Source organism: Labrenzia sp. C1B70 (genome assembly GCF_000475395.1).
Taxonomy (GTDB): domain Bacteria; phylum Pseudomonadota; class Alphaproteobacteria; order Rhizobiales; family Stappiaceae; genus Roseibium; species Roseibium algicola.
The window spans coordinates 189776-212928 of the sequence record NZ_AXCE01000002.1 but is presented as its reverse complement, the minus strand read 5'-3'; the positions used below and the strand labels follow the sequence as shown (position 1 = coordinate 212928).

General features: G+C 59.8%; 17 protein-coding genes and 1 tRNA gene. 9 read left to right on the top strand and 9 right to left on the bottom strand.

The window, feature by feature from the left end; genetic code table 11:
* Window positions 1–74: 74 nt before the first annotated feature.
* Window positions 75–2528, top strand: a complete 2454-nt coding sequence (gene gyrB / locus Q666_RS35650) for a DNA topoisomerase (ATP-hydrolyzing) subunit B (protein ID WP_022999151.1) — start codon at window positions 75–77, stop codon at window positions 2526–2528.
* Between the two features lie 65 nt (window positions 2529–2593).
* Here gyrB and Q666_RS35645 read toward each other — a convergent pair whose 3' ends face one another.
* Entirely contained in the window at window positions 2594–4687 is a 2094-nt protein-coding gene (locus Q666_RS35645; RefSeq protein ID WP_022999152.1) for a GGDEF and EAL domain-containing protein, read from the bottom strand.
* A gap of 341 nt (window positions 4688–5028) precedes the next feature.
* Here Q666_RS35645 and Q666_RS35640 point away from each other — a divergent pair, with 341 nt between their 5' ends.
* Window positions 5029–5445 (top strand): septal ring lytic transglycosylase RlpA family protein, encoded by a 417-nt coding sequence (locus tag Q666_RS35640; RefSeq protein ID WP_031268718.1) that lies wholly within the window; start codon window positions 5029–5031, stop codon window positions 5443–5445.
* A 359-nt stretch (window positions 5446–5804) separates the two neighbouring features.
* Here the strand turns inward: Q666_RS35640 and Q666_RS35635 are convergent, their stop codons facing one another.
* Window positions 5805–7361 (bottom strand): cryptochrome/photolyase family protein, encoded by a 1557-nt coding sequence (locus Q666_RS35635; protein ID WP_022999154.1) that lies wholly within the window; start codon window positions 7359–7361, stop codon window positions 5805–5807.
* Between the two features lie 310 nt (window positions 7362–7671).
* Between Q666_RS35635 and Q666_RS35630 the strand changes: the two genes are divergently transcribed.
* Window positions 7672–7748: transfer RNA gene (locus tag Q666_RS35630), tRNA-Arg, on the top strand.
* 322 nt (window positions 7749–8070) lie between these two features.
* On the opposite strand, the gene Q666_RS35625 is transcribed toward Q666_RS35630, so the two are convergent.
* Together Q666_RS35625 and nspC are read right to left on the bottom strand one after the other, a co-directional pair.
* Complete coding sequence (locus tag Q666_RS35625; RefSeq protein WP_022999156.1) at window positions 8071–9309, bottom strand: saccharopine dehydrogenase family protein; 1239 nt, start codon at window positions 9307–9309, stop codon at window positions 8071–8073.
* 49 nt (window positions 9310–9358) lie between these two features.
* On the bottom strand, window positions 9359–10456 hold the full coding sequence (nspC, locus tag Q666_RS35620; protein WP_022999157.1) for a carboxynorspermidine decarboxylase: 1098 nt from the start codon (window positions 10454–10456) through the stop codon (window positions 9359–9361).
* Window positions 10457–10847: 391 nt separating this feature from the next.
* On the opposite strand from nspC, the gene Q666_RS66665 reads away from it, so the two are divergent.
* Window positions 10848–10970, top strand: coding sequence for a hypothetical protein (locus Q666_RS66665; protein ID WP_022999159.1), 123 nt, complete (start codon window positions 10848–10850; stop codon window positions 10968–10970).
* A 95-nt stretch (window positions 10971–11065) separates the two neighbouring features.
* Here the strand turns inward: Q666_RS66665 and Q666_RS35615 are convergent, their stop codons facing one another.
* The 4 genes from Q666_RS35615 to Q666_RS35600 form a co-directional block, all read right to left on the bottom strand.
* Window positions 11066–12718 carry an ABC transporter ATP-binding protein gene (locus tag Q666_RS35615; RefSeq protein ID WP_022999160.1) on the bottom strand — a complete coding sequence of 551 codons (1653 nt, stop codon included), beginning with the start codon at window positions 12716–12718 and terminating at the stop codon, window positions 11066–11068.
* Between the two features lie 2 nt (window positions 12719–12720).
* Window positions 12721–13785, bottom strand: a complete 1065-nt coding sequence (locus Q666_RS35610; protein ID WP_022999161.1) for an ABC transporter permease — start codon at window positions 13783–13785, stop codon at window positions 12721–12723.
* A gap of 10 nt (window positions 13786–13795) precedes the next feature.
* Window positions 13796–14752, bottom strand: coding sequence for an ABC transporter permease (locus tag Q666_RS35605; RefSeq protein WP_031268720.1), 957 nt, complete (start codon window positions 14750–14752; stop codon window positions 13796–13798).
* Window positions 14753–14937: 185 nt separating this feature from the next.
* Window positions 14938–16548, bottom strand: a complete 1611-nt coding sequence (locus Q666_RS35600) for an ABC transporter substrate-binding protein (RefSeq protein ID WP_022999163.1) — start codon at window positions 16546–16548, stop codon at window positions 14938–14940.
* 420 nt (window positions 16549–16968) lie between these two features.
* On the opposite strand from Q666_RS35600, the gene Q666_RS35595 reads away from it, so the two are divergent.
* From Q666_RS35595 to Q666_RS35580, 4 genes are all read left to right on the top strand, one after another.
* Complete coding sequence (locus Q666_RS35595; RefSeq protein ID WP_022999164.1) at window positions 16969–18516, top strand: trimethylamine methyltransferase family protein; 1548 nt, start codon at window positions 16969–16971, stop codon at window positions 18514–18516.
* 62 nt (window positions 18517–18578) lie between these two features.
* Window positions 18579–19682, top strand: a complete 1104-nt coding sequence (locus tag Q666_RS35590; protein ID WP_022999165.1) for an enolase C-terminal domain-like protein — start codon at window positions 18579–18581, stop codon at window positions 19680–19682.
* A gap of 13 nt (window positions 19683–19695) precedes the next feature.
* Window positions 19696–20427, top strand: a complete 732-nt coding sequence (locus Q666_RS35585; RefSeq protein ID WP_022999166.1) for an SDR family oxidoreductase — start codon at window positions 19696–19698, stop codon at window positions 20425–20427.
* Window positions 20424–21158 carry an SDR family oxidoreductase gene (locus Q666_RS35580; protein ID WP_022999167.1) on the top strand — a complete coding sequence of 245 codons (735 nt, stop codon included), beginning with the start codon at window positions 20424–20426 and terminating at the stop codon, window positions 21156–21158. The genes Q666_RS35585 and Q666_RS35580 overlap by 4 nt, the downstream gene beginning before the upstream one ends.
* Window positions 21159–21173: 15 nt before the next feature.
* On the opposite strand, the gene Q666_RS35575 is transcribed toward Q666_RS35580, so the two are convergent.
* Window positions 21174–22019, bottom strand: a complete 846-nt coding sequence (locus Q666_RS35575) for a LysR substrate-binding domain-containing protein (RefSeq protein WP_022999168.1) — start codon at window positions 22017–22019, stop codon at window positions 21174–21176.
* 90 nt (window positions 22020–22109) lie between these two features.
* On the opposite strand from Q666_RS35575, the gene Q666_RS35570 reads away from it, so the two are divergent.
* Window positions 22110–23132 (top strand): permease, encoded by a 1023-nt coding sequence (locus tag Q666_RS35570; RefSeq protein ID WP_022999169.1) that lies wholly within the window; start codon window positions 22110–22112, stop codon window positions 23130–23132.
* Window positions 23133–23153 lie beyond the last annotated feature (21 nt).

Genomic DNA, 23153 nt, shown 5'->3' with positions numbered 1-23153 from the left:
GCACGTGGTTGAACCCCCGCCGGAACCCCGTATAACGGGGGTGGAAAAGATAAATCGATTGGTGATTGATTCGCATGAGCGACACGTCCACGCCTGAGAGCAGCCCGACCCCCGAAACCAATGGCGGTGCCGAATATGGCGCCGACAGCATCAAGGTCCTCAAGGGCCTCGATGCCGTGCGCAAGCGGCCCGGTATGTATATCGGCGACACCGATGACGGCTCCGGTCTGCACCACATGGTCTACGAGGTGGTCGACAACGCCATCGACGAAGCGCTGGCCGGCCACGCCGACCATGTGACCGTGACGCTCAACCCGGACGGATCGGTTACGGTTTCCGACAACGGCCGCGGAATTCCGACGGACCTGCACCCGGAAGAAGGCGTGTCGGCTGCCGAGGTCATCATGACCCAGCTGCACGCGGGCGGTAAGTTCGACCAGAACTCCTACAAGGTCTCCGGCGGCTTGCACGGCGTGGGCGTTTCCGTGGTCAATGCGCTGTCGACAAAGCTGGAACTGCGCATCTGGCGAAACGGCGAAGAACACTCCATGACCTTCTCCCATGGCGATGCCCAGGCACCGCTCAAGGTGGTTGGTCCGGCCAACGGCAGAAAAGGAACCGAGGTGACCTTCCTGCCGTCACCGGAAACCTTCACCAAGACCGAGTTCGATTTCAGCACGCTTGAACACCGGCTGCGCGAGCTGGCCTTCCTGAACTCCGGCGTCCGCATCATCCTGACGGACAAGCGCGGCGTTGAGGACAAGGTCGAGGAGCTGTTCTACGAAGGTGGCCTGGAAGCGTTCGTGCGCTATCTGGACCGTGCCAAACATCCGTTGATCGAGGAGCCGATCAACATGCGGGCCGAGCGTGACGGCATCACGGTCGAAGCCGCCATGTGGTGGAACGACAGCTATCATGAGCATGTGCTGTGCTTCACCAACAACATTCCGCAGCGCGATGGCGGTACCCACCTTGCCGGTTTCCGGGCTGCGCTGACCAGGCAGGTTACCGGCTATGCGGAAGCAACCGGCCTGATGAAAAAGGAAAAGGTGAACCTTTCCGGCGATGACTGCCGCGAAGGCCTGACCTGCGTTCTTTCCGTCAAGGTGCCGGATCCGAAATTCTCGTCCCAGACCAAGGACAAGCTGGTTTCCTCCGAAGTGCGTCCGGTGGTCGAAAACCTGATCTCGCAGATCCTGAGCGAATGGCTTGAGGAAAACCCCGCGCCGGCCAAGACGATCGTCTCCAAGGTGGTGGAAGCTGCCTCCGCGCGTGAAGCCGCCCGCAAGGCACGCGAGCTGACGCGCCGCAAGGGCGCCCTCGACATCGCCTCCCTGCCCGGCAAGCTTGCCGATTGCCAGGAGCGCGACGCCTCCAAGGCCGAACTCTTCCTGGTGGAGGGTGATTCCGCAGGTGGCTCGGCCAAACAGGGCCGTCACCGCGAAAACCAGGCCGTGCTGCCGCTGCGCGGCAAGATCCTCAACGTGGAACGGGCACGCTTCGACAAGATGCTGTCCTCGAACGAAATCGGCACGCTGATCACGGCGCTTGGAACTGGCATCGGCAAGGAAGAATTCAACGTCGAGAAGCTGCGCTATCACAAGATCATCATCATGACCGATGCTGACGTGGACGGCGCGCACATTCGCACCCTGCTGCTGACGTTCTTCTTCCGCCAGATGCCGGAGCTGATCGAAAATGGCTACATCTATATTGCTCAGCCACCGCTCTACAAGGTCAAGCGCGGCCAGTCCGAACAGTACCTGAAAGACCAGAAGGCGCTGGAAGACTATCTGATCGGACAGGGTCTGGACGAAGCTTCGCTGACGCTTGCCAACGGCGAGGTTCGCACCGGTCAGGACCTTCGTGCCGTCGCCGAAACCGCACGGACCATTTCCGACATCTTCGACGGGTTGCATTCACGCTACAACCGCGATGTTGTCGAACAGGCCGCGATTGCGGGTGCGTTGACACCGGAGATCCTGGACGATCGGGGCAAGGCTGAGGAAGCTGCCGCCTATATCGCCCGCCGGATGGACATCCTGGCCGACGAATTCGAACGGGGCTGGACCGGCGAAGCGCGGGACGACGGCAGCCTTGTGTTCAAACGGATGGTTCGCGGCGTGCAGGAAGCCGCAACGATTGACGCTGCCCTGCTTGGCTCCACGGACGCACGCCGCCTTGCAGCACACGCAGCCCATCTGAACGAGATCTACGGCAAGGCCGCCGTCTTGCGGCGCAAGGATATCTCGACGGAAATTCGGGGGCCTCGCGCCTTGCTGAACCAGATCTACGCCGCCGGCCAGAAGGGTATCTCGCTGCAGCGCTACAAGGGTCTCGGCGAGATGAACCCGGAACAGCTCTGGGAAACGACGCTCGACCCGAATGTCCGCTCCCTGCTGCAGGTGAAGGTGCGCGAGGCGGACGACGCAGACGACATCTTCACCAAACTGATGGGAGACGAGGTCGATCCGCGGCGCGAATTCATCCAGGAAAATGCCCTGGCCGTGGCCAACCTCGACATCTAAAGCCCTGGCAAACAAACAAAAAAGCGGCGCATAGCGCCGCTTTTTTTTACGATTTCAGGTTTCGCTCAACCGCCGGGCCAGGGCTCGGGCCGACCGAAGAAGTAGCCCTGTGCCGCCTCGATATCGAGCTCCCTCAGCAGACTGGCCTCTTCCGCCGTTTCCACATGTTTGGCGATCACCTTGATGCCGAGCTCGTGGGCGGCGCGTACCAGCCCGTTCAGGATGGCCGCCTTGGCGGGCTCTTCCACCACCTGCTGAGTGAGGCTCGATTCAAGCTTCAGCCATTCGACACGCAGGTTGGTCAACCGCGACAGAACCGGCCAGTGTCCGGCAAAGTCGTCAATGGCGGTCTGGCACCCCAGTTCGTTCACGAACTTGAAAAACGCCTGAACACTCGCCGGCTCCCGCAGAAAATCCTTTTCCGCGATTTCAAGACACAGCTTGGATGCCAGCAGCGGATTGACCGACAAACGATGATAGAGCCCGTCACGGAAGATCGGATCGCGGGCGGATTCAGCCGAGACGTTCATCGTCAGGATGGTACGGTCGGGATTGCGCTCTGCCGCGTCCAGCACCTTGTCCAGCGTCCAGGCATCCACCTGTGCAATGAAACCGGAGCGTTCCGCAGCCGAGATCCAGGCACGTGAAGACAGGCCCCGGGCGCGGTCCCCCTGCAGGCGCAGAAGGATTTCGGAACCGCAGGCCCTGTTCCGTTTCAGGCAGACGATGGGCATCGCATAGAGCGTCAGCTCGTTGCCGCGAAAACTTCCCGGCTCGGGTAGATCCGCCAGCTCACCACCCGCCCCTTCGCAATCCTGCGGCTGCACCGAATGAACCTGCACGGAACGGCCGCCAAATCGCTTGCCGCGCAAACATGCCCGGTCGGCCAGCCCCAGAAGAGCTGCCGCATCGCCTTCACGCAGCTTCACATTGCTGTCGAGGAACGCCACACCGATGGACCCGCCAATGGTGAACACCCGGTCCCCCACCTCCAGGCGGATACGGTCAAAACCGGCCAGAATTTCCTCGGCAATATCGAGAGCGGCTTCCTCGTTGACCACCGGCACCATGCCGGCAAATTCATCACCGCCGATCCTGGCGGCTGTCCCGAATTCACCCAAGGTCAGGCGCAGGCAAGCCGCGACACGCTGGAGCATGTCGTCACCCGCATCGTGGCCACCAAGATCATTGACCTTCTTGAACTCGTCCAGATCGATGTAAAGAACGGCGAGGCCGATTTCGTCTTCTGCGGCAAGCCGGGTCAGCTCACGTTTCAAGGCCTTGGTAAAGGCACGGCGGTTTTCCAGGCCCGTCAGCGGGTCGAGATACGCCAGGCGCCTGTTTTCGGCGGTTTCCTGAGGGCAGTCGACATTGCGCCGGATAACCGCCATTGAGGCACCCATGCCCGGCTTACTCTTCACCACACCGGGAATGGGAACGAGCCGCACTTCGCACATCTGGCGATCGGTCACGTACCCTGCTGCCTGGAAGCTTCGATTTTCCGGAATATAGAAGGTCTGCGGCAGTTCGCCTTCCAGATTTTCCAGGGCTTCGGCCAAGAGGTCCATTTCATAGTCGCTGTTGATCAGCTTCAGCAGCTTTCCCGCCATTTCATCGAGGCTTTCGGAACCGTCGAACACAAGAACGTCGTCCGGAAAATGCTCCAGAAGATCGAGATCCCTTGCGGACTTTGCGGAGCGGATTTCATTTCGCGCCGGCTCTGGCAGGGTAACGATCTCGTCCTGGCCGTGTTCTTCCAGATCGAACTGGACCAGGACAGCCTGGCGCTCGCCCGAGAGGGAGACAAAGGATGTGCAAATCATGTGGTGGCAGAAGGTTTCGCCCGACTGCAGCACGATGGCCCCGCTCGCCTGCGCGGGAACACCGCTGAAAGCCGCCGACAGCACCGCCTCGCACCGCCGCCAGCTTGTTTCCGACAAAAGCGACGGCAGGCTGACCGGCACCGGAAAGACGCCTTTTGCGGCGCAAAGCGCTTTCATCTGCTTGTTGTGAACAAGGACGCTGCCATCCTGCGCGACGTAGGCCGCAGCATGAGGAAGAACCTCCAGCAGGGACGTGTGGAAGCCTGTAAGGTTATTATTTTCCGCACGACCGGATTGTTCCAGCCGGTCGCTTAAGAACCGATGGCTGACTTGCACCAGACCGCCCTTTCAAATTGCCGTTAAAATGGCGCTAATCAATACACACATGCGCCGTTCCTATGTAAAAATTACTAACACAGTTCAGTTGGCAAAACCGAAACAGAAAAACTACCCACAACTCTTAGAATTTTTATAGTAAATCAAAAATTAATGCGACTATTGCAAATGTATTTAAAATTTTATGTTTATTTTATACTAACGCCTCATTTGCCCCGAAAACTGCCACATTTTGATCACCCTGACGACGCAAAGGCGCCGCTGCGGAATGTTACCAGCGTCGTCACGAAACTGTGTTCAAGATCGATCGGGGCGGGCTCACTTGCCCCAGGGGGACTATCATGAAGAGAATTGTTCTCGCGCGGCACTTATCGCGCGTTGCCTTGGCGGGTGCCTTGCTTGCAGCAGCAGGTATCGTCAGCGGTGCTCAGGCGGGCGTCTATCAACAGTGCGGGAAAGCGTCCTGGTACAAGCTCGGCGGCACCACCGCCAGTGGTGAACGCGCAAACCCCAACCAACTGACCGCAGCCCACAGGAGCCTGCCCTTCGGTACGCTGGTGGATGTGACCAATCTTGCCAATGGAAAGACCGTCACGGTGCGTATCAACGACCGGGGCCCCTTTGCCAAGGGCCGTGTTATAGATGTGACCTGGGCGGCAGCAAAAGAGCTCGGCTTTGTCCGTAGAGGCATCACGCGCGTAAAACTTTCCAGCAAAGCCGGGAAAATCTCTTCCGAATATAAGCAAATTTGCCAATAAATTTGCGGCAGGAAAGACAACATTTCCTTGCCGCAACGGCGCTTCCAAATTGTATGACAAATTTAAAGCGCTGAATTTAATGAATTAATTTGTACGACACATTATTTCATATATGACTCAGTATGAATAACGATCAGTCGCATTACAGTGAATCAAAAAATAAAATATTTTACGGTAATGACAATCGAGAAAGATGCCGCTAGAGTTGCCGCCGTGGTCGATGGGGCCACGTGCACAGTAACTTTATTCGCGCAGTCTAACGGCTGCGCGTTTTTTTTGTAACATTCCTCATCCCGCCGTAACCGGCTCGAAACTGCCCTCGATAGCCTCTGTTTTTTGCTTACGCGGACGCGCCAGTTTCAGACCTCCTCCCCCTCGAGCAGACGTTTCAGGAAGTCCGCAGCACTTTCCTTAAGTAACTGCTGTTTTTCCGCCCCCATCCTGTCCCAGGACGCGTAAGGCTGACCGAGCCGCGGATTGCCCTTGAGCACCTCCTTGTTGCGGTCCAGAAAGTCCCAGTAAAGCGCATTGAACGGACAGGCCTTTGGCCCCGTCTTCTGCTTCACGTCATAAGAGCATGCGCCGCAATAGTCCGACATCCGGTCGATATAGTTGCCGCTCGATACATAGGGTTTGGAGCCGAGGAGCCCACCATCGGCAAACTGGCTCATGCCGATGGTGTTGGGCGCTTCCACCCATTCATAGGCGTCGGCGTAGACCATCAGATACCATTCATGCACTTCCTTCGGCCTGACGCCCGCCAGAAGGGCGAAATTGCCTGTCACCATCAGTCTTTGAATGTGGTGGGCATAGGCTTCTTCCAAGGTCTGGCCGATCGCTTCCGACAGGCAGCGCATGCGTGTCTGTCCGGTCCAGTAGAAATCGGGCAACGGACGGTCGGCGCCAAGTGCGTTGCTGTCGACATAGTCCGGCATCTTCAGCCAGTAGATGCCGCGCACATATTCCCGCCAGCCAAGGATCTGCCGGATGAACCCTTCGGCGGCATTGAGCGGAACCTTGTCCGCTTTCCATGCCTCTTCCACCTTCCCACACAGCACCTTGGCATCCAGCAGGCCGGCATTCAGATAGGCCGACAGGACCGAGTGGAACAGAAACTTCCGGCCGCTCAGCATGGCATCCTGATAGGTTCCGAAATCGGCCAGCATGTCGGCCAGGAAGTGCTCACAGGCCTCTTCCGCGTCCTTGCGGGTCACTGCGAACCAGAATGGCTCAAGATCGCCTATGTGCCCGGAAAATCGACTGGCGACCAGGTCCAGCACCTCTTGCGTGATTGCGTCCGGCTTAAAGCGTTTCGGCTCTGGCATGAACAGGTCCGGCTGCGCGGGCTTGCGATTGTCCGCATCATAGTTCCATTTGCCCCCCGCAGGCTTGTCACCGTCCATCAGCAGGCCGGTGGAACGGCGCATCTCGCGGTAGAAATATTCCATGCGCAATTGCTTGCGTCCGTCCGCCCACGCCCGGAAATCCGCCACCGTTGAGAAGAACCGCGTGTCGGTCAGGATCTCCACCGGCAGGCTGAAAGCGTCGGACCAGGAGCGCATGTCCTCCAAGACCCGCCACTCGCCGGGTTCGGTAACCACCATCCGCTGTGGCCGCAGGCGTTCGCAGGTGCGCTTCACCTCGCCCTTGAAGCTGCCGCTGTTGGCAGGGTCATCCAGCTTGACGTAATCCACCGTCCAGCCGGCTTCCTTCAGCTCTTCGGCGAAGTGGCGCATGGCGGAAAACAGGAAGGCAATCTTCTTCTTGTGATGGCGCACATAAGTGGCCTCCACCATCACCTCGACCATCAGCACCCTGTCGTGGGCCGGATCGGCCCGCTTCAGGCTGGACAGGTCAAGGCTCAGCTGGTCTCCCAGCACAAGTACAAGCGAACGGCAGTGGTTGGTCTCGGTCATGGGGCTCTGTTTTTTCCAGTCCTGGCCTTCCTACGCACAAACCCCGCCGCCCTATCACCTCTGCGGCCATTTTTTCCTCGCGCTCCCGGATCAAACGCTACCCGCCCTACTCTGTCCGGCCAGTTTCTCCCTAACCGGCCAGGCTCGAGCACCCAAAAACCACCGGCAGCTGCGCAGATAACCCGGCGTTCATCCAGCCCCGATAACCCCGCCGATATCTTGTCCAAAATTTCAGAAAGCGATTGCCCCGGATCGCCGGATCTTGTATCAGACCCCTCTATCCGCCGCGCAGCCAATGCGCGCGCGAAGAGCACCCGTAGCTCAGCTGGATAGAGCGCTGCCCTCCGAAGGCAGAGGTCACAGGTTCGAATCCTGTCGGGTGCGCCAATTCTCCTGACTTTCAGTATCGTAATCTGCCATTGGGCATTGGCTCGCTGCGATGGGCGTTTTTGCCTTTCTGTGAACACCCTTCCCGACCTGATTTTCAAAGCGACCAAATCGGGCGCTCAGACGACCGGCTGGGCAGACAGGCTGGCTGGCTGGCTGGCTGGCTGGCTGGCTGGCTGAAGGATTATTTGCGAAAGAACGGCTTTTTGTTCGTGGGCGAGGCCTGAGGGCACTTTGCAGTCCGTTTGCTGTCGACTGAAACGCAAACAGCCCCGGTGGTAACCGGGGCTGCGCAGGTTGATCAGTTGGAAAAGGCCTGGACCTAGAACTCCAGGGCGCGGTCGCCGTTGGCGTCCTTGATGCGGGTCGGCAGGCCGATGCGATTGAGGATGCTGAGGAAGGGATGCGGCGGCAGTTCTTCCACGTTGGCCATCTTCTTCACGTCCCATTCGCCGGTGGCGATCAGCATGGCGGCCGCGACCGGCGGAACGCCGGCAGTGTAGGAAATGCCCTGACTGCCGACTTCCTCATAGGCTTCCTTGTGGTCGGCAACATTGTAGATGAACACCTCGTGCTCCTTGCCGTCCTTCGTGCCCTTCACGAAATCACCGATGCATGTCTTGCCGGTGTATTCAGGCGCCAGCGAAGACGGATCCGGCAGACACGCCTTGACCACCTTCAGCGGTACGACTTCCAGTCCTTCCGCCGTCTTGACCGGTTGCTCGGACAGGAGGCCGATGTTCTTCAGAACGGTGAAGACGTTGATGTAGTGCTCGCCGAAGCCCATCCAGAACCGGACGTCCGCGCCGTCCATGTTCTTTGCCAGGGAATGCACTTCGTCGTGGCCGCACAGATAGGCCATGCGCTTACCGACCACCGGCAGATCATATTCCTTGCCGATCTCGAACATCTTGTTTTCCTGCCACTTGCCCTGCTGCCAGGAATAGACCGTGCCGGTGAACTCCCGGAAGTTGATCTCCGGATCAAAGTTTGTGGCGAAATAGCGCTGGTGGCTGCCGGCGTTGATGTCGACGATATCGACCTCGGTCACCTTGTCGAGATAGTCGTCCTTGGCAAGGCGGGCATAGGCGTTGACGACGCCCGGGTCGAAACCGGCGCCCAGAATGGCGGTGACGCCCTTGGCGGCGCATTCCTCGGCCCGTTTCCATTCGTAGTTGCCATACCAGGGCGGGGTCTCGCAGATCTTGCCCGGCTCTTCGTGAATGGCCGTGTCGATATAGGCCGCTCCCGTCTCCAGACAGGCGCTGAGGACGGACATGTTCAGGAAGGCGGTGCCGACATTGATGACGATCTGCGCACCGGTTTTGCGGATCAGCGCGCTGGTGGCGGCAATGTCCAGAGCGTTGAGTTCGTGTCCTTCCAGAACACCCGGCTGCTTCAGCGCCTTCTTGGCATGCACGGTTGCGATGATGTCGTCGCATTTGGATTTGGTGCGCGAGGCGATATGTATATCGCCGAGAACATCATTGTTCTGAGCGCACTTATGCGCCACCACCTGAGCGACACCTCCGGCGCCGATGATGAGAACAGTCTTTTTCATTTGATAAAGATACCTTCCTTGGACCTTGGGGGTGTTCGGGGTTCAAGTCTCAAGACAGACTTTGCTCGTAGTCCTGGTATGAAAACTCACGAGCAACGTGGACTGTTCCGTCCACTTCCTTGACCGCAATCGCGGGCATTTTCACGCCATTAAACCAGTTTTTCTTGACCATCGTGTAACCCGCCGCATCCTGAATGGAAACCCGGTCACCGGTCTTGAGTTCGGCAGGGAAGTTGAACTCGCCGAATATGTCGCCGGCAAGGCAGGACTTGCCACAGATCATGTAGCTGTGCGGCCCTTCGTTGGGGGTCACCTTCGCGGTCTCGCGGTAAATCAGCAGATCGAGCATATGAGCTTCGATGGACGCATCGACGATGGCCAGGTTCTTGCCGTTGAAGAGCGTGTCCAGCACCGTCGTCTCCAGTGTGGTCGACCGGGTGATCGAGGCTTCGCCCGGTTCCAGGTAGACCTGAACGCCGTATTTTTCGGCGAAGGCCTTGAGGCGGTCGGCGAAGAGGTCGAGTGGGTAGTCGTCTCCCGTGAAATGGATACCGCCCCCAAGGCTCACCCATTGCGCTCGGCTCAAAAGCCCGCCGAACTTTTCCTCGATATCGCCAAGCATGCGGTCAAACAGCGTAAAATCGGCATTTTCGCAGTTGTTATGGATCATGAAACCGCTGATCCGGTCCATGACCTTTTCAATCTTGGCGACGTCCCATTCTCCGAGGCGGGAGAAAGGCCGGGCCGGGTCGGCAAGGTCGAAACTGGAGGAGCTGACCATCGGGTTGAGACGCAGCCCGCGCACGATGCTTGCGGATTTGTCCGCGAACCGTTCCAGCTGGCTGATGGAATTGAAGATGATCTTGTCGGCATGGGAGATCACTTCATCGATCTCGTAGTCGGCATAGGCCACGGAATAGGCGTGGGTTTCCTTGCCGAAGCGCTCATGCCCCAGCCGGACTTCGTTCAGCGACGACGAAGTGGTGCCGTCCATGTACTCGCGCATGAAGTCGAAAACACACCAGGTGGCAAAGCACTTGAGCGCCAGCAGGGCCTTTGCGCCAGACCGCTCTCGAACGTAGGCGATCTTCTCCATGTTGCGGAGCAGCTTCGCCTTGTCGATCAGATAGTAGGGTGTCTCGATCATCTGGTTCCGTCGCCATCTTTGCCTGCGACCGGTTCGGGCCGCGCGGACAGGTGATTGGGAGCGATTTCCGGTTGCCCGGTTGTCCGGACCGGCCGGTTCGCCACAAGGCGTTCCAGCTTCGCTGTCGGCGTGACGGATACCGTCTCCATGCAGGACCTTGCAAGGGCCCGAGGCGTCTTTCTTGCTACAGCCGGTCAGCCGGTTGAGCCGCAATCTCCCGGTTTCACCGAGTTGCTATGCTTTACGTGAATGGAACGCAGAACAGTTATGCAAAAATAGGAGGGAGATTCGTGCTTTCACTCATTGAAATCTTAACTTTCCTCCCGTATTTGTCCGGCAGATCAAATATTCACCAGCCCGCTCAAGAGTTGGGCAAATTCTGGAGGTCGGCATGACCCGGGACGATCTCATTCGCGAATACAAGGCACAGAGCGGCTCCTGGCCGGCGCTTGTTGGCGTTTACGCCGTTATCGTGGGTGCGATGGCTCTTTCCGGCTACCTGATGGTCGGCTGATCCCGCACGCCTGACGAAAAGTCGGCAGAGTTTCAATCACCCCCGGAGCGACCTCCGGGGGTGATTGCATTTCAAGGCAGGCAAACCGCCTGCGATCAGACGTCGGCGGCTTCGCCAATGGCATCGGTGCCGCGCTCTTCCAGAAGCGTCGTCAGCCAGTTCGGATCCATTTCGGGAACCGAAGACAGAAGCAGATCCGTGTAGGGATGATGCGGCGGCGTGAACATCTCGTCCTTCGGCCCCTGCTCCACCACCTTGCCGCGCTGCATCACCACAACCTCGTCCGCGATGGAGCGCACCGTCGCCAGGTCATGGGTAATGAACATGTAGGCCAGGTTGAACTCCTGCTGCAGCCGATCGAGCAACTTCAGGATACCTTCCGCCACGAGCTGGTCGAGCGCGCTCGTCACCTCGTCGCAGATGATGAAGGCCGGATCGGCCGCCAGGGCCCTGGCAATGCCGACACGTTGTTTCTGGCCGCCGGAAAGTTCCGGCGGATAACGATTGTAGAATTTTGACGGGTCCAGCTCGATCAGGTCCAAAAGCTCGTCGACACGGTTTTTCAGTTTCGCGCCGTGCAGCCCGCCATAGAACTGGGCCGGACGACCGATGATCTCGCTGATCCTGATCTTCGGGTTCAGTGCGGTATCGGCCATCTGGTAGATCATCTGCGCCTGGCGAAGCTGATCCTTGCTGCGGTCCTGATAGCGCGGCGGCAACGGCTCGCCCTTGAACAGGATCTGCCCCTTGGTGGGCGGCAACAGACCGGTGATGCAGCGCGCCGTCGTCGACTTGCCGGAACCGGATTCGCCGACAACCGCAACCGTCATGCCCGGATAGATGTCGAAGGAGACATCATCCAGCACCTTGGTCTTGCCGTAAGCCGCATCAATTCCCTGCACGGAAACGATCGGAATGGCACCTGCCTCGGTCGGCCGCTGCTTCTGCGGCCGCTGGAAGCTGCGGACGGCCCAAAGGCTCTTGGTGTAGTCCTCCTTGGGAGACCCGAGCATCTGCTCGGTCGGCGCCTCTTCGACTTCCTCGCCCTTGAGCAGCACCTTGATGGTGTCGGCCATCTGCGCCACCACCGCCAGATCGTGCGTGATGTAGATCGCCGCGGTGTTGAACTGGTCGACAATGTCCCGGATCGCCGCCAGAACCTCGATCTGCGTGGTCACGTCCAGCGCGGTGGTCGGCTCATCGAAGATGATGAGATCCGGCCGGCATGCCATGGCCATGGCGGTCATCGCGCGCTGCAACTGGCCGCCAGAGACCTGGTGGGGATAGCGGAAGCCGATTTCGTTCGGGTTGGGAAGGCGCAGCCGCTCGTAAAGCTCCATGGCGTCTTCCTGCGCCTCGACCCGCTTTTGAATGCGGTACTGGATCGGGGCTTCCGTGTGCTGGTCGATAATCCGGTGTGCCGGATTGAACGAGGCAGCAGCCGACTGGGCGACATAGGCGATGCGCGATCCGCGCAACGCCCGGAGATCGCTCTCCGGCGTCGTCGTCAGTTCCATGCCGTCGAACTCGATCGAGCCGCCGGAAATCCGGCAGCCGTCGCGGGCAAAGCCCATGGAGGCGAGGCCGATGGTCGATTTGCCGGCACCCGATTCTCCGATTAGCCCCAACACTTCCCCCTTGTGCAGGGTAAGATTGACGCCATGAACGATCTCGACCCATTTTTCGTCCGAGTATCCCTCGATCCGGAGATCGGTGACCCGAAGCAGTACGTCTTTTTTCGGCACCATTCTCAAACCTCCTTCAGGCCGGAAGACCGGAACAGCATCCAGTCGACGACGAAATTCACCGCGACAGTCAGAAGCGCAATGGCGGCCGCCGGGATCAGCGGCGTCATTTCGCCAAAGGAAATCAGTGTCGCGTTCTCACGCACCATGGAGCCCCAGTCGGCGGTCGGCGGCTGAATGCCGAGGCCAAGGAACGACAGGCCTGCGATCAGCAGGAACACGAAGCAGAATTCGAGACCGAATTCGGCGATCAGTGGTGCTGTCGAGTTTGGCAGGATTTCCCGGCGGATAAGGTACCAGGTGCCCTCGCCGCGCAGCTTGGCCGCTTCGATGTAGTCCATCACCACCACGTTGCCGGCAACCGCCCGGGTAAGGCGGAAGACGCGTGGCGAATAGATGACGGCAACGACGATCACGATCACCACAAGGTTGGTGCCGAAGATACTGAGCATCAGCAGGGCGAAGATCAGTGACGGTACCGACATGATGACGTCTGCGACACGGCCGATGAGCTGATCGAACCAACCGCCCTTGGTGGCGGCAAGCAGGCCTGCAAATGCTCCCATGAAGAAGGCCAGCATGGTTGCCAGCAGCGCGAGGCCGACAGAGTTGCGCGCGCCGTAGATGATGCGGCTGAACATGTCGCGGCCGAGCTGGTCGGCCCCCAGAAGCATGGTTTCATCCGGCGGTGCAAAGGCCGACGAAATGACCTGCGCTTCACCGAAAGGTGCAATCACGGGGGCAAAGACCCCGGCGATGGCGTAGGTGAAGATCACGAACATGCCGAAGGCGGCCGTGAGAGGTGCGGTCCGCAACTCCTTGGAGACACCGGCGGGCGTGATGATGATCAGGAACTCCCGGAACGCGAAGGATGTCCCGGCGGCCAGTGCCAGAAGACCGGCAGCCGTAGTGATGAACCGCAGCGCCGGAGCGCCGCCGATGATCCCCGCGATGAACGAGATCATCGTCAGGGAAAAGACAAGAATGAAGATCTTGCGCTTGTTGAAATAGGCCGCCAGGCAGGAAGCCCCGATCAGCAGCGCATAGTAGCCAATAACGAATGTGCTCATGTCGCTGCCCTTACTTCGGATGCCGCAAACGCGGATTGGTCAGGATCGCGCCCACATCGGCTGCCAGGTTCAGCAGGATGAAGGTTGCCGCGAAGATCAGACAGCAGGCCTGCACGATCGGGAAATCGCGTTTGGCAACCGCGTCCACCAGAAGCTGGCCCACGCCCGGATAGACGAAGACAACTTCCACCAGAACCACGCCGGTAATGAGGTAGGCGAGATTGAGTGCGACGACGTTGATGATCGGCGCCCAGGCGTTGGGCAGAGCGTGTTTGACGATCACCTTCCAGGGCGGAACGCCTTTCAGCCGCGCCATCTCGATGTAGGGCGAGGCCAGAAGGTTGATGATCGCCGCGCGTGTCATGCGCATCATGTGCGCCGTCACCACCAGCACCAGGGTCAGCGCCGGCAGGAAGGTTCGATGCAACAGATCCCCGAAGCTCATGTCCGCGCTGAGGCTGGCAATGGCGGGGAAGTAGTTGGTCTTGACCGCCAGGTAGAGAATGAGGATGTAGCCGAGAAAGAATTCCGGAGAGGAAATCGATGTCAGCGTGACCACGTTGGCGACCCTGTCGAACAGGGTATTGCGCAGGAGAGCGACAATCACGCCGAGAACGATGGAAACCGGCACTGCGATGACAGCCGCATAGGTCGCCAGGAAAAGCGTGTTGACGAACCGGTCGCTGATGGCAGCACTGACCCGCTCGCCAGAGACGAGCGAGACGCCGAAGTCACCGGTGAGTGCACCGCCGAGCCATTGGAAATATCGCAGGATCGCGGGCTGGTCGAGGCCGAGCTTCTCTCGCAGGGCGGCGACAGTTTCAGGCGTTGCTCCCTGTCCAAGAACGGCCTGGGCAATATCGCCGGGCAGCAGTTCAACTGCAAAAAAGATCAGGATAGAGACCACTAGTAGCGTGATCGCACCTAAGCCAAGTCTCTTTAGGACCAGCTGTAGGATGTCCCCCATTTGTCCCTCCAGAATAGGAAAGCCCGGCACGGCACATAGCGCCGCCGGACACATATCGGGCAGGTTCCTGTCAGCTCTTTTTGCTTTGCGTTGGCAGGAGCCCTGTCCGTCCAGGTCGGCCCGTCCCGCGTCCGGGGCAGGGCCAAATTGCAGGCGGCGGCCTCAGCCGCCGCCTAACCCCTCAATCAGGACTCGAACCACCAGCGGCTGGCGGCACGCGCGCCGTCATTTTCCCAGCTGGCAGCCAGTTTCTCGGGCGTGCCCACCTTCGCACTGTTGGCGTAAACGAAGTTGTTGAAGAACGGGATGATGGTGCCGCCATCGTCCCGGGCCAGCATCGCCATCTCGCGGTACATTTCCGCGCGCCGGGTGTCGTCCAACTCGGCCTTGGCCTGAAGCAGAAGCTCGTTGAAGCGCGGGTTTTTCCAGTGAGACTCGTTCCAGGCCGCATCGTTCTTGTAGGCCAGCGTGTACATGACATCAGGTGTCGGACGCGCGCCCCAGGACACGAGACAGAACGGCTTCTTCAGCCAGACGTCGGAATAGTAACCGTCGTTCGGTTCACGCACGACATTGATGTTGATACCCGCCGCCTTGGCGTGTTCGGCATAAAGTACCGCCATGTCGACCGCACCCGCATAGACGCTGTCCGCGGTGCTGAGGCTGACCGTGAGACCTTCCGCGCCCGCTTTCTTGAGCAGGGACTTGGCCTGGTCCGGATCGTAATCACGCTGCGGGATGTCGTCCGGCCAGTAAGGCTGGGCCGGCGAATGGTGGAAGTCATTGCCCTTGGTGGCAGCACCGAAGGTGATCTTCTCGATGATGTCATCCCGGTTCATGGCCAGCTTAAGCGCGTTGCGCACGTCCGGATTGTCGAACGGTGCCGTGTCACAGAACATCGGCAGCGTGATCGCGCCCGCGGACGGGATGTTGTGGATCTTGATGTTCGGATTGCGCTGCAGCAGACCCATGGTCTTCAGCTCGATCAGCGAGACCGCATCCACATCGCCGGTCACAAGTGCCGTCTGGCGAGCGTTCGGATCGTTCAGGGTGATCAGCTCGACCTTGTCGAAATAGGCGCCCTCACGGTGCCAGCCGTCATGCCGGCTGAGGCTGAACTGGACGCCGAACTCGCCGTTGTCGATCTTGTAGGGACCAGTGCCGTCGCCGGACTGCCAGTCGATCGTGCCGTCGTCGTTGGCCGGGCAGATCGCCATGTGATAGTCGGTCATCAGCCATGGGAAGTCGGCGTTGCCGCCGGACAGCTTCACGACAACGGTGTAGTCGCCATCCTTGGTGATGTCGGTGACATCCGTCAGCAGCGCCTTGGCTGCGGAGGTTGTCTTGTCGCCGCGGTGGTGGTTCAGCGATGCGATGACATCGTCAGCCGTCAGTTTCCTGCCGCTGTGGAACTCGGCGTTTTCAGTGATCTTGAAGGTCCATTCGGACGCATCCTCGCTGGCTTCCCAGCTGTCGGCAAGATCCGGCCCAAGCGACCCGTCGCCCATGATCATCGTCAGGTAGCTGCGGTGCGTGTGGGCGAGGAAAATCATCACGCGGGTCAGATAGGTGCCCGGATCGTGAGAATCTGAGGTGTTGCCGTCGTGGATCCCCCAGCGGAACGTCCCGCCCTGCTTGGGCTGGGCTTTCGCCTCGGTCGACCACAGGCCTGTTGCGGTGCTTGCTGTCAGTCCGGCCAGCACGGAATAGCGAAGGAAATCACGTTTACTGATCCCTCCCGTGCGGGCCGCTGCTTCAAGCCTTTCGAGCATCTCGGCATCTTTGGACTTCGTCATCTGTCTCCCCTTCCGGTTCTTCTTAAACAGTCACTTGCCAATTTCCCAAACGTAGCATCCGTTGTTTTTTTGTAACCATGATGCTCATTTGCGACATTTACATAGCAAAACACGAACTGCCCCTGCTCGGCCACCCCCATGGGTAAATTCCTCATTTAAAATGTTTAATGTTGACTGGTTGCCCAGATATTGTGCACAGCAACATTATTATGAATGATTTTTGATTTTCAGACAGGCACGGAAAATGCTACGCGCGTATATTCTGGTCTACTGAGACAGATCTCAGATAATTCTTTTAGATGAAAAACGATTATTCTCCAACAATGTCGGAAAATGCAGTGCCAGTTCGTATTTCGGCACTGTCGGGCGGTAAATCGGGCGCATTCTTCTTGTCAAAATAACCGATTACCGGAGAACAAGATGAGTGTTGCCCAACGCAGCCGCAGCGGCGGCCGTGCCGGCCGCCGGGCTATTCGCACCGCTCCCGACCATACCATGCTGCCCGGTCTGCGGCGCACCCTTCCCCTGTGCGAACCCATGGACGAAGAGCAGATCCGAAAGCTGGACGATGCCTCCATGGCAATCCTGGAAGAGGTTGGAATCGTCTTTCGCGATCCGATTGCCCTTGCAGACTGGAAGCGGGCCGGTGCCAAGGTCGAGGGTGAGAGGGTCTACCTGGACCGGGGGCTGGTGCGTGAGCTCATCAGTTCGATCCCATCCAGCTTCACCTATCATGCCCGCAATCCGGCAAAGAATGTCCCGCTTGGAGGAGATCGTTCGATCTTCGTGCCGATGACCGGGGCACCATTTCTGCGTGATCTCGACAATCAGCGGCGCAATCCCACGCTTGCGGACCTGGCCATGTTCCACAAGCTCAGCCACATGCTGCCGGCCCTGCATTCAAGCGCCCACCACATCGTGGAGCCGTACGACCACCCCATCAGCCATCGGCACCTGCGCATCACCTATTCTTCGATCAAGCATTCGGACAAGACCTTCATGGGCATGACGACAAGCCCGAAGAACGCCGAAGATGTCATGGAAATGTGCGCGATCCTGTTCGGTGAGGACTATCTGGAGACCCATCCGGTCACGACAGGAAACTGCAACGGCAATTCTCCGCTGGTTTGGGACGAGACCATGCTGGGCGCAATGCGGGCCTTTTCGAAACGAAACCAGCCCGTGCTCTGCTCCCCCTTTGTGCTTGGCGGAGCCAATACCCCGGCAAGCGTCGTCCCCGCCGTTGCCCAGCTCAACGCGGAAGCCCTGAGCGCGCTTGCCTACACGCAGGTGATCCGGAAGGGCGCACCTGCGATTTACGGGCATTATCTGTCGACGGTCTCGATGAAATCCGGTGCGCCGATGGCCGGCACCCCCGAGATCAGCCTGATGAACTTCATGATCGGGCAGATGGCGCGGTTCTACGATGTGCCCTGGCGGACTTCCGGTTCGCTCGGCGGTGCCAAGACCTTTGACGCGCAAGCCGGGTATGAGAGCGCAGCAACGCTGAGCGCCGTTATCCATTCGGGTGCCAACTACATCTGGCACGCGGCCGGCTGGAACGAGGCCGGGATGCATTGCTCGGTTGCCAAGTTCATTGTCGACGCCGAGCAATGCGCAATGGCCTACCGCATGGCGGAGGGCCCGCGCTGGGATGATTTCGACGAAGGCCTTGCCGCCATTCGCGACGTCGGCCCCGGAGGCCACTACTTGGGGCACCCGCACACCCAGGAGAATTTCCAGCGGGCGTTCTTCATGCCGGAGACCTTCGACAACAATTCCATCGAGCAATGGAAGGCCGAGGGAGAAGTGGAGATCACGGAACGGGCGCTTGGCATCGCCCGCAAGCTTCTGTCCGAGTATCAGGAGCCTTCTCTCGAGACCGCCAAAAACGAGGCCCTTCTCGACTACATCGCGCGGCGCGAGCGTGAAATCCCGGCGGCAGATGCGCTGAACCAGGACTATTGAACCGCGGTACCGGCCAAAAACCGGGCTGCCCGTGCTTTCTCTTCTGCCCTGCGAGGCGGTTCATGAAAATCAAGTCTGTCGAGATCTTCCGCCATGACCTGCCGGTCAAGGGCGGCCCCTACAAGATGGCAAACGCCGAGGTCTGGTCTCTCCAGACCACCCTGGTCAAGCTGACCGCGGACAACGGGCTTACCGGCTGGGGGGAAACCTGCCCTGTCGGCCCGACTTACGCCGAAGCGCATTCCGGTGGAGCGCAGGCGGCACTGCAGCAGATCGCCCCTGCGCTGATTGGCCAGGACGTTCGGCCCCTGACGATCAGCCGTCTCATGAACGGCCAGCTCAACGGGCACAACTACGCAAAGGCTGCAATCGACATTGCCGTTCATGACCTGCTCGGCAAACATCTTGGTCTTAGGGTTGCCGACCTTCTCGGTGGTGTCGCGGCTGAACGCGTTCCCTCTTATTACGCAACCGGTGTCGGTGCTCCCGAAGAGATCGCCAGCATTGCCGCGGAAAAACGGGACGAAGGCTACCCGCGCCTGCAGATCAAGATGAGCGGGAAGGACGTCGAGCGCGATATCGAGACGATCCGCAGGGTCTGGGACAAGATCGCCGGATCCGGCATGCGTCTTGCGGTCGACGGCAACCGAGGCTGGACCACACGAGACGCGCTGCGCGTCAGTCGCGAATGCCCGGATATTCCGTTCATTCTGGAGCAGCCCTGCAACCGGATCGAGGACCTGGAGAAGATCAGGCCGCAGATCCACCATGGACTTTACATGGACGAGAACGGTGTCGACCTGGCAACGGTCATCCGTGCCGCCGGGCGCGGACTGGTCGATGGATTCGGCATGAAAGTGACCCGGATCGGCGGACTGCAGCAGATGGCTGCGTTCCGGGATATCTGCGAAGCCGTCTCGCTGCCGCATACCTGCGACGATGCCTGGGGCGGCGACATCATCGCCGCCGCCTGTACCCATGTAGCTGCCACGGTGAAGCCGTCTCTGCTGGAAGGGGTCTGGCTTGCGCAGCCCATGATCGAGGGCAGTTATTCCATCGGCGAAGGCGTGCGCATCCGGGACGGTCACATTGCCCTGCCACAAGGCCCGGGCCTTGGTGTCGAACCGGATGAGACCCTGTTCGGCACGGCGATAGCTACTTTCTGATCTGGAGGCCGATATGCGCTTTAAAGGCAAACGTGCCCTCGTGACGGGCGCCGCCGGCGGGATCGGCAAAGTCATCTCCGACATGCTGCGGGCAGAAGGGGCACGCGTGGCCGCAGCCGACCGGAATTGCGATGCCGTTGCTGCGGAAGTCCGGATTTCGGGAAACCTGCTCGACCCGGCTTATGCAGACGCACTGCCCCGCACGGCGGCCAAGGCACTTGGCGGCCTCGACATCATCATCAACAACGCCGGCGTCATTACCCGTGGTCCCGTGACCGAGACCACCGATCAAGACTGGGCGCTGTCGGTCGGGGTCAATGTCGAAGCTCCTTTCCGTATCTGCCGGGCGGGTATCCCGTTGCTGGCGGAGGCCGGAGGTGGGGCCATCGTCAACATCGCCTCTTGCTGGGGTGTTCACCCGGGCCCGAACCACGCTGTCTATTGCATGACCAAGGCGGCGATCGCTTCGCTGACCCAGTGCATGGGCCGGGACCATGCCCACCAGGGCATCCACATCAATGCCGTCTGCCCGAACGAGGTCGACACACCGATGCTGCGGACCGGGTTCGAAAAGCGCGGCTTTGACCCCGCAACGGCGATTGCCGAACTCGGCAGGACCGTTCCGCTTGGCCGGGTGGCGCGGCCGGATGATATCGCGGACGTCGTTCTGTTTCTTGCCTCCGATGCCGCGCGCTACATGTGTGGTTCGCTGGTTGAGGTCAACGGCGGAAAACCGGTGTCATGATGCGGTTCGAAGGGAAGATTGCCCTCGTCACGGGCGGGCGAAGTGGCATTGGTCGTGCGATTGCCCGGCGCTTGCAAAATGAAGGTGCCAGGGTCTTCACGGCCCAGCGCGGCGAGGATCCGGAGTTTGAGCATGTCCAGGCGGATTTTGCCGACATGGAAGCCCCTGCCCGCATTATCGAAGACGTGGTAACGAAAGGCGGCAGGCTGGATGTGCTCGTCAACAATGCCGGCCTGATGCAGGAAGCGGCGATCGAAGACATGTCGCTCGCCGACTGGCAGCACTCGTTGGCGGTCAATCTGACCGCGCCTTTCCTGATGATCAAATATGCCTTGCCGCATTTGCGCCAGACACGCGGAAGCGTCGTCAATGTCGGCTCCATCGAAGGCATCGGCTGCAATCCGCTGCATGCTGCCTATTCCGCCTCCAAGGCCGGGCTTCACGGCCTGACGCGCGCCGTTGCGGTCGATCACGGCAAGGACGGCGTCCGCTGCAACGCGGTTGCGCCAGGCTGGATCGATACGGAACTCAATCTCGAATTCATCAAGGCGACCCCGGATCCAGATGCCTTCCGGCGCGATATTGGCAAGATCCACCCGGCTGGCCGGACGGGCAAGCCGGAGGAAGTTGCCGCCTTGGTCGCTTTCCTGGCAGCGGACGAAAGCGGTTTTGTCACCGGTCAGGTCTACACGGTCGACGGTGGCAGAATGACCAGGTTGAGCTTGCCCTGAAGGGCTTGGAGCGGTTCAGAATGCCTGCCGAATAGCGGACTTCATTGTCCTGACGAGATCCTGATTGGCGCTGGCTGCGACGCCGATGACAAGTTTCGACATGGGTGTCGAGGCAAACCCATGCTCGTTGCCAAGCACCTTGAGGTGGCCCGCGAGAGTAGACCGCCCCAGAAGCCCAATCGCAATACCCGCTTCCACGGCAGCCGTTACGCCCGACACGCTCTGGCTTGAAAAGGCAATCCGGTAAGGCCTCCCTCTTGCCTCAAGCGACTTGAGGGCCGCCTCACGCCACCAGCAGGCGCTGTCGAAAAGGGCGACCGGAACCGGCTCTTCGGCCAGAAGATCCCGGTAACGCGACATTACCCAGCAGGTCGGGTCCTCGAAGACCACCTCTTCGTTCCTGCCGATCGTTTCAACCTCGTAGACGGCAAGATCCATCTTTCCCCTGGACAGCAGTTCCGGGAAATCGGTGCTGATCGTACAGGTTACCTCAAGCTCCACCTGCGGGTGCGATTGTGCGAAGGCAGACAGGATCTTCGCAAGCTTTGCCTGGCCATGATCGTCAGGAATGCCGAGGCGTAGCTTTCCGCGCAAACCATCGGCGGTGATTTCCCTCAGGACGGCATCCAGCCGTTCTTTCACATCCCTTGCGACCGGCATCAGGCGCTGCCCGGTCTCCGTCAGCGTCACACCGCGGCCGGTCCGCTCGAACAGATCCCGCCCGATCACCTCTTCAAGGCGCATGATCTGAAGACTGGTTGCCGATTGTGACCGGCCGATCAGGCGGGCACCTTCAGTGACGCTGCCCGTCCCGGCGACCGCCAGAAAGGTTCGGAGGAGTTCACTGTCGAGATTGTTCATCCAATTTTTCAATATCTGACATTTAAGATATTCGTTTCACCAATACTTAGATCACGCCTAGTCTGAAGCCGTCAATCACTGGAGGCCTTCATGGAAGGACAGACGGCAACAGCCACGTTTTCTGGATCCCGAAAAATTGCCGCCGGAGCCGGAGCTGGCCTTCTCGCCGGGCTTGTCTGGCTGTGGCCGCAGTTCTTCAAACAGGGGATCCTGTTCACCGGACAGGGTCTCCTTCAAGTTGCCCCGCTCGTCGTGCCGGGCATAGCCCTCACGGCCTGGATCATGGCCAGCGGTGCCGACAGGATCATCGGCCGCGCGTTTGAAGGACGGCTCATGCGCGCGGTCCTCGTGGCGTCTGCCATGGGGGCGATTACGCCGGTCTGCGGGGTGACGATCCTGCCTCTGATGGCCGGGTTGCTGGCAGCTGGGGTTCCCCTTGCCCCGGTCATGGCGTTCTGGCTGTCCTCGCCAATTACCGATCCGGCCATGCTGGCGACTACGGCGGCGACCCTCGGCATTACCTTTGCAGTCGGCAAGACCGTGGCAGCCTTCGCTCTGGGTGTATTTGGCGGATCCGTCACAGCAGCGCTCACGCGTGAGCAAAGCGGTGAAGCGGCGCTGCGGTCTGGTGGGCTCGCCGCGAAATTGATGGCGCGGTGCTGTGACGGCGCGACATCGTTTGAACCGCGTGTCTGGCGCAACAGCAGCCGGCGCAAGGCCTTCGCGCGGCAGGCAGCGGCAACGACACGGCTGATCCTGATCTGCCTGATCCCGGCCTTCTTTGCCGAATATGCGCTGAATGCAGCTCTGACCCCGGGATCGCTGGCAGCCTATCTTGGCTCGAACACCTGGTGGGCCATACCCGCCGCCGTCTTCGTCGGCGCACCGGCCTATATCGACGGTTATGCGGCCTTGCCGCTGACCCGCGGTCTCATCGACAACGGCATGTCGCCCGGCGCGGCGATGGCGTTTCTGGTTTCAGGAGGTGTTGTCAGCATCTGGGGAGCGCTTGCGATATTTCCCGTGCTGAAACTGAGCCCGTTCCTGCTTTACCTGGCGCTTGCCGTTACCGGGTCACTGATCTCGGGCTATATGTTCGAATGGGTCTACTGACCCGGTCGGCCTCTGGCCGGG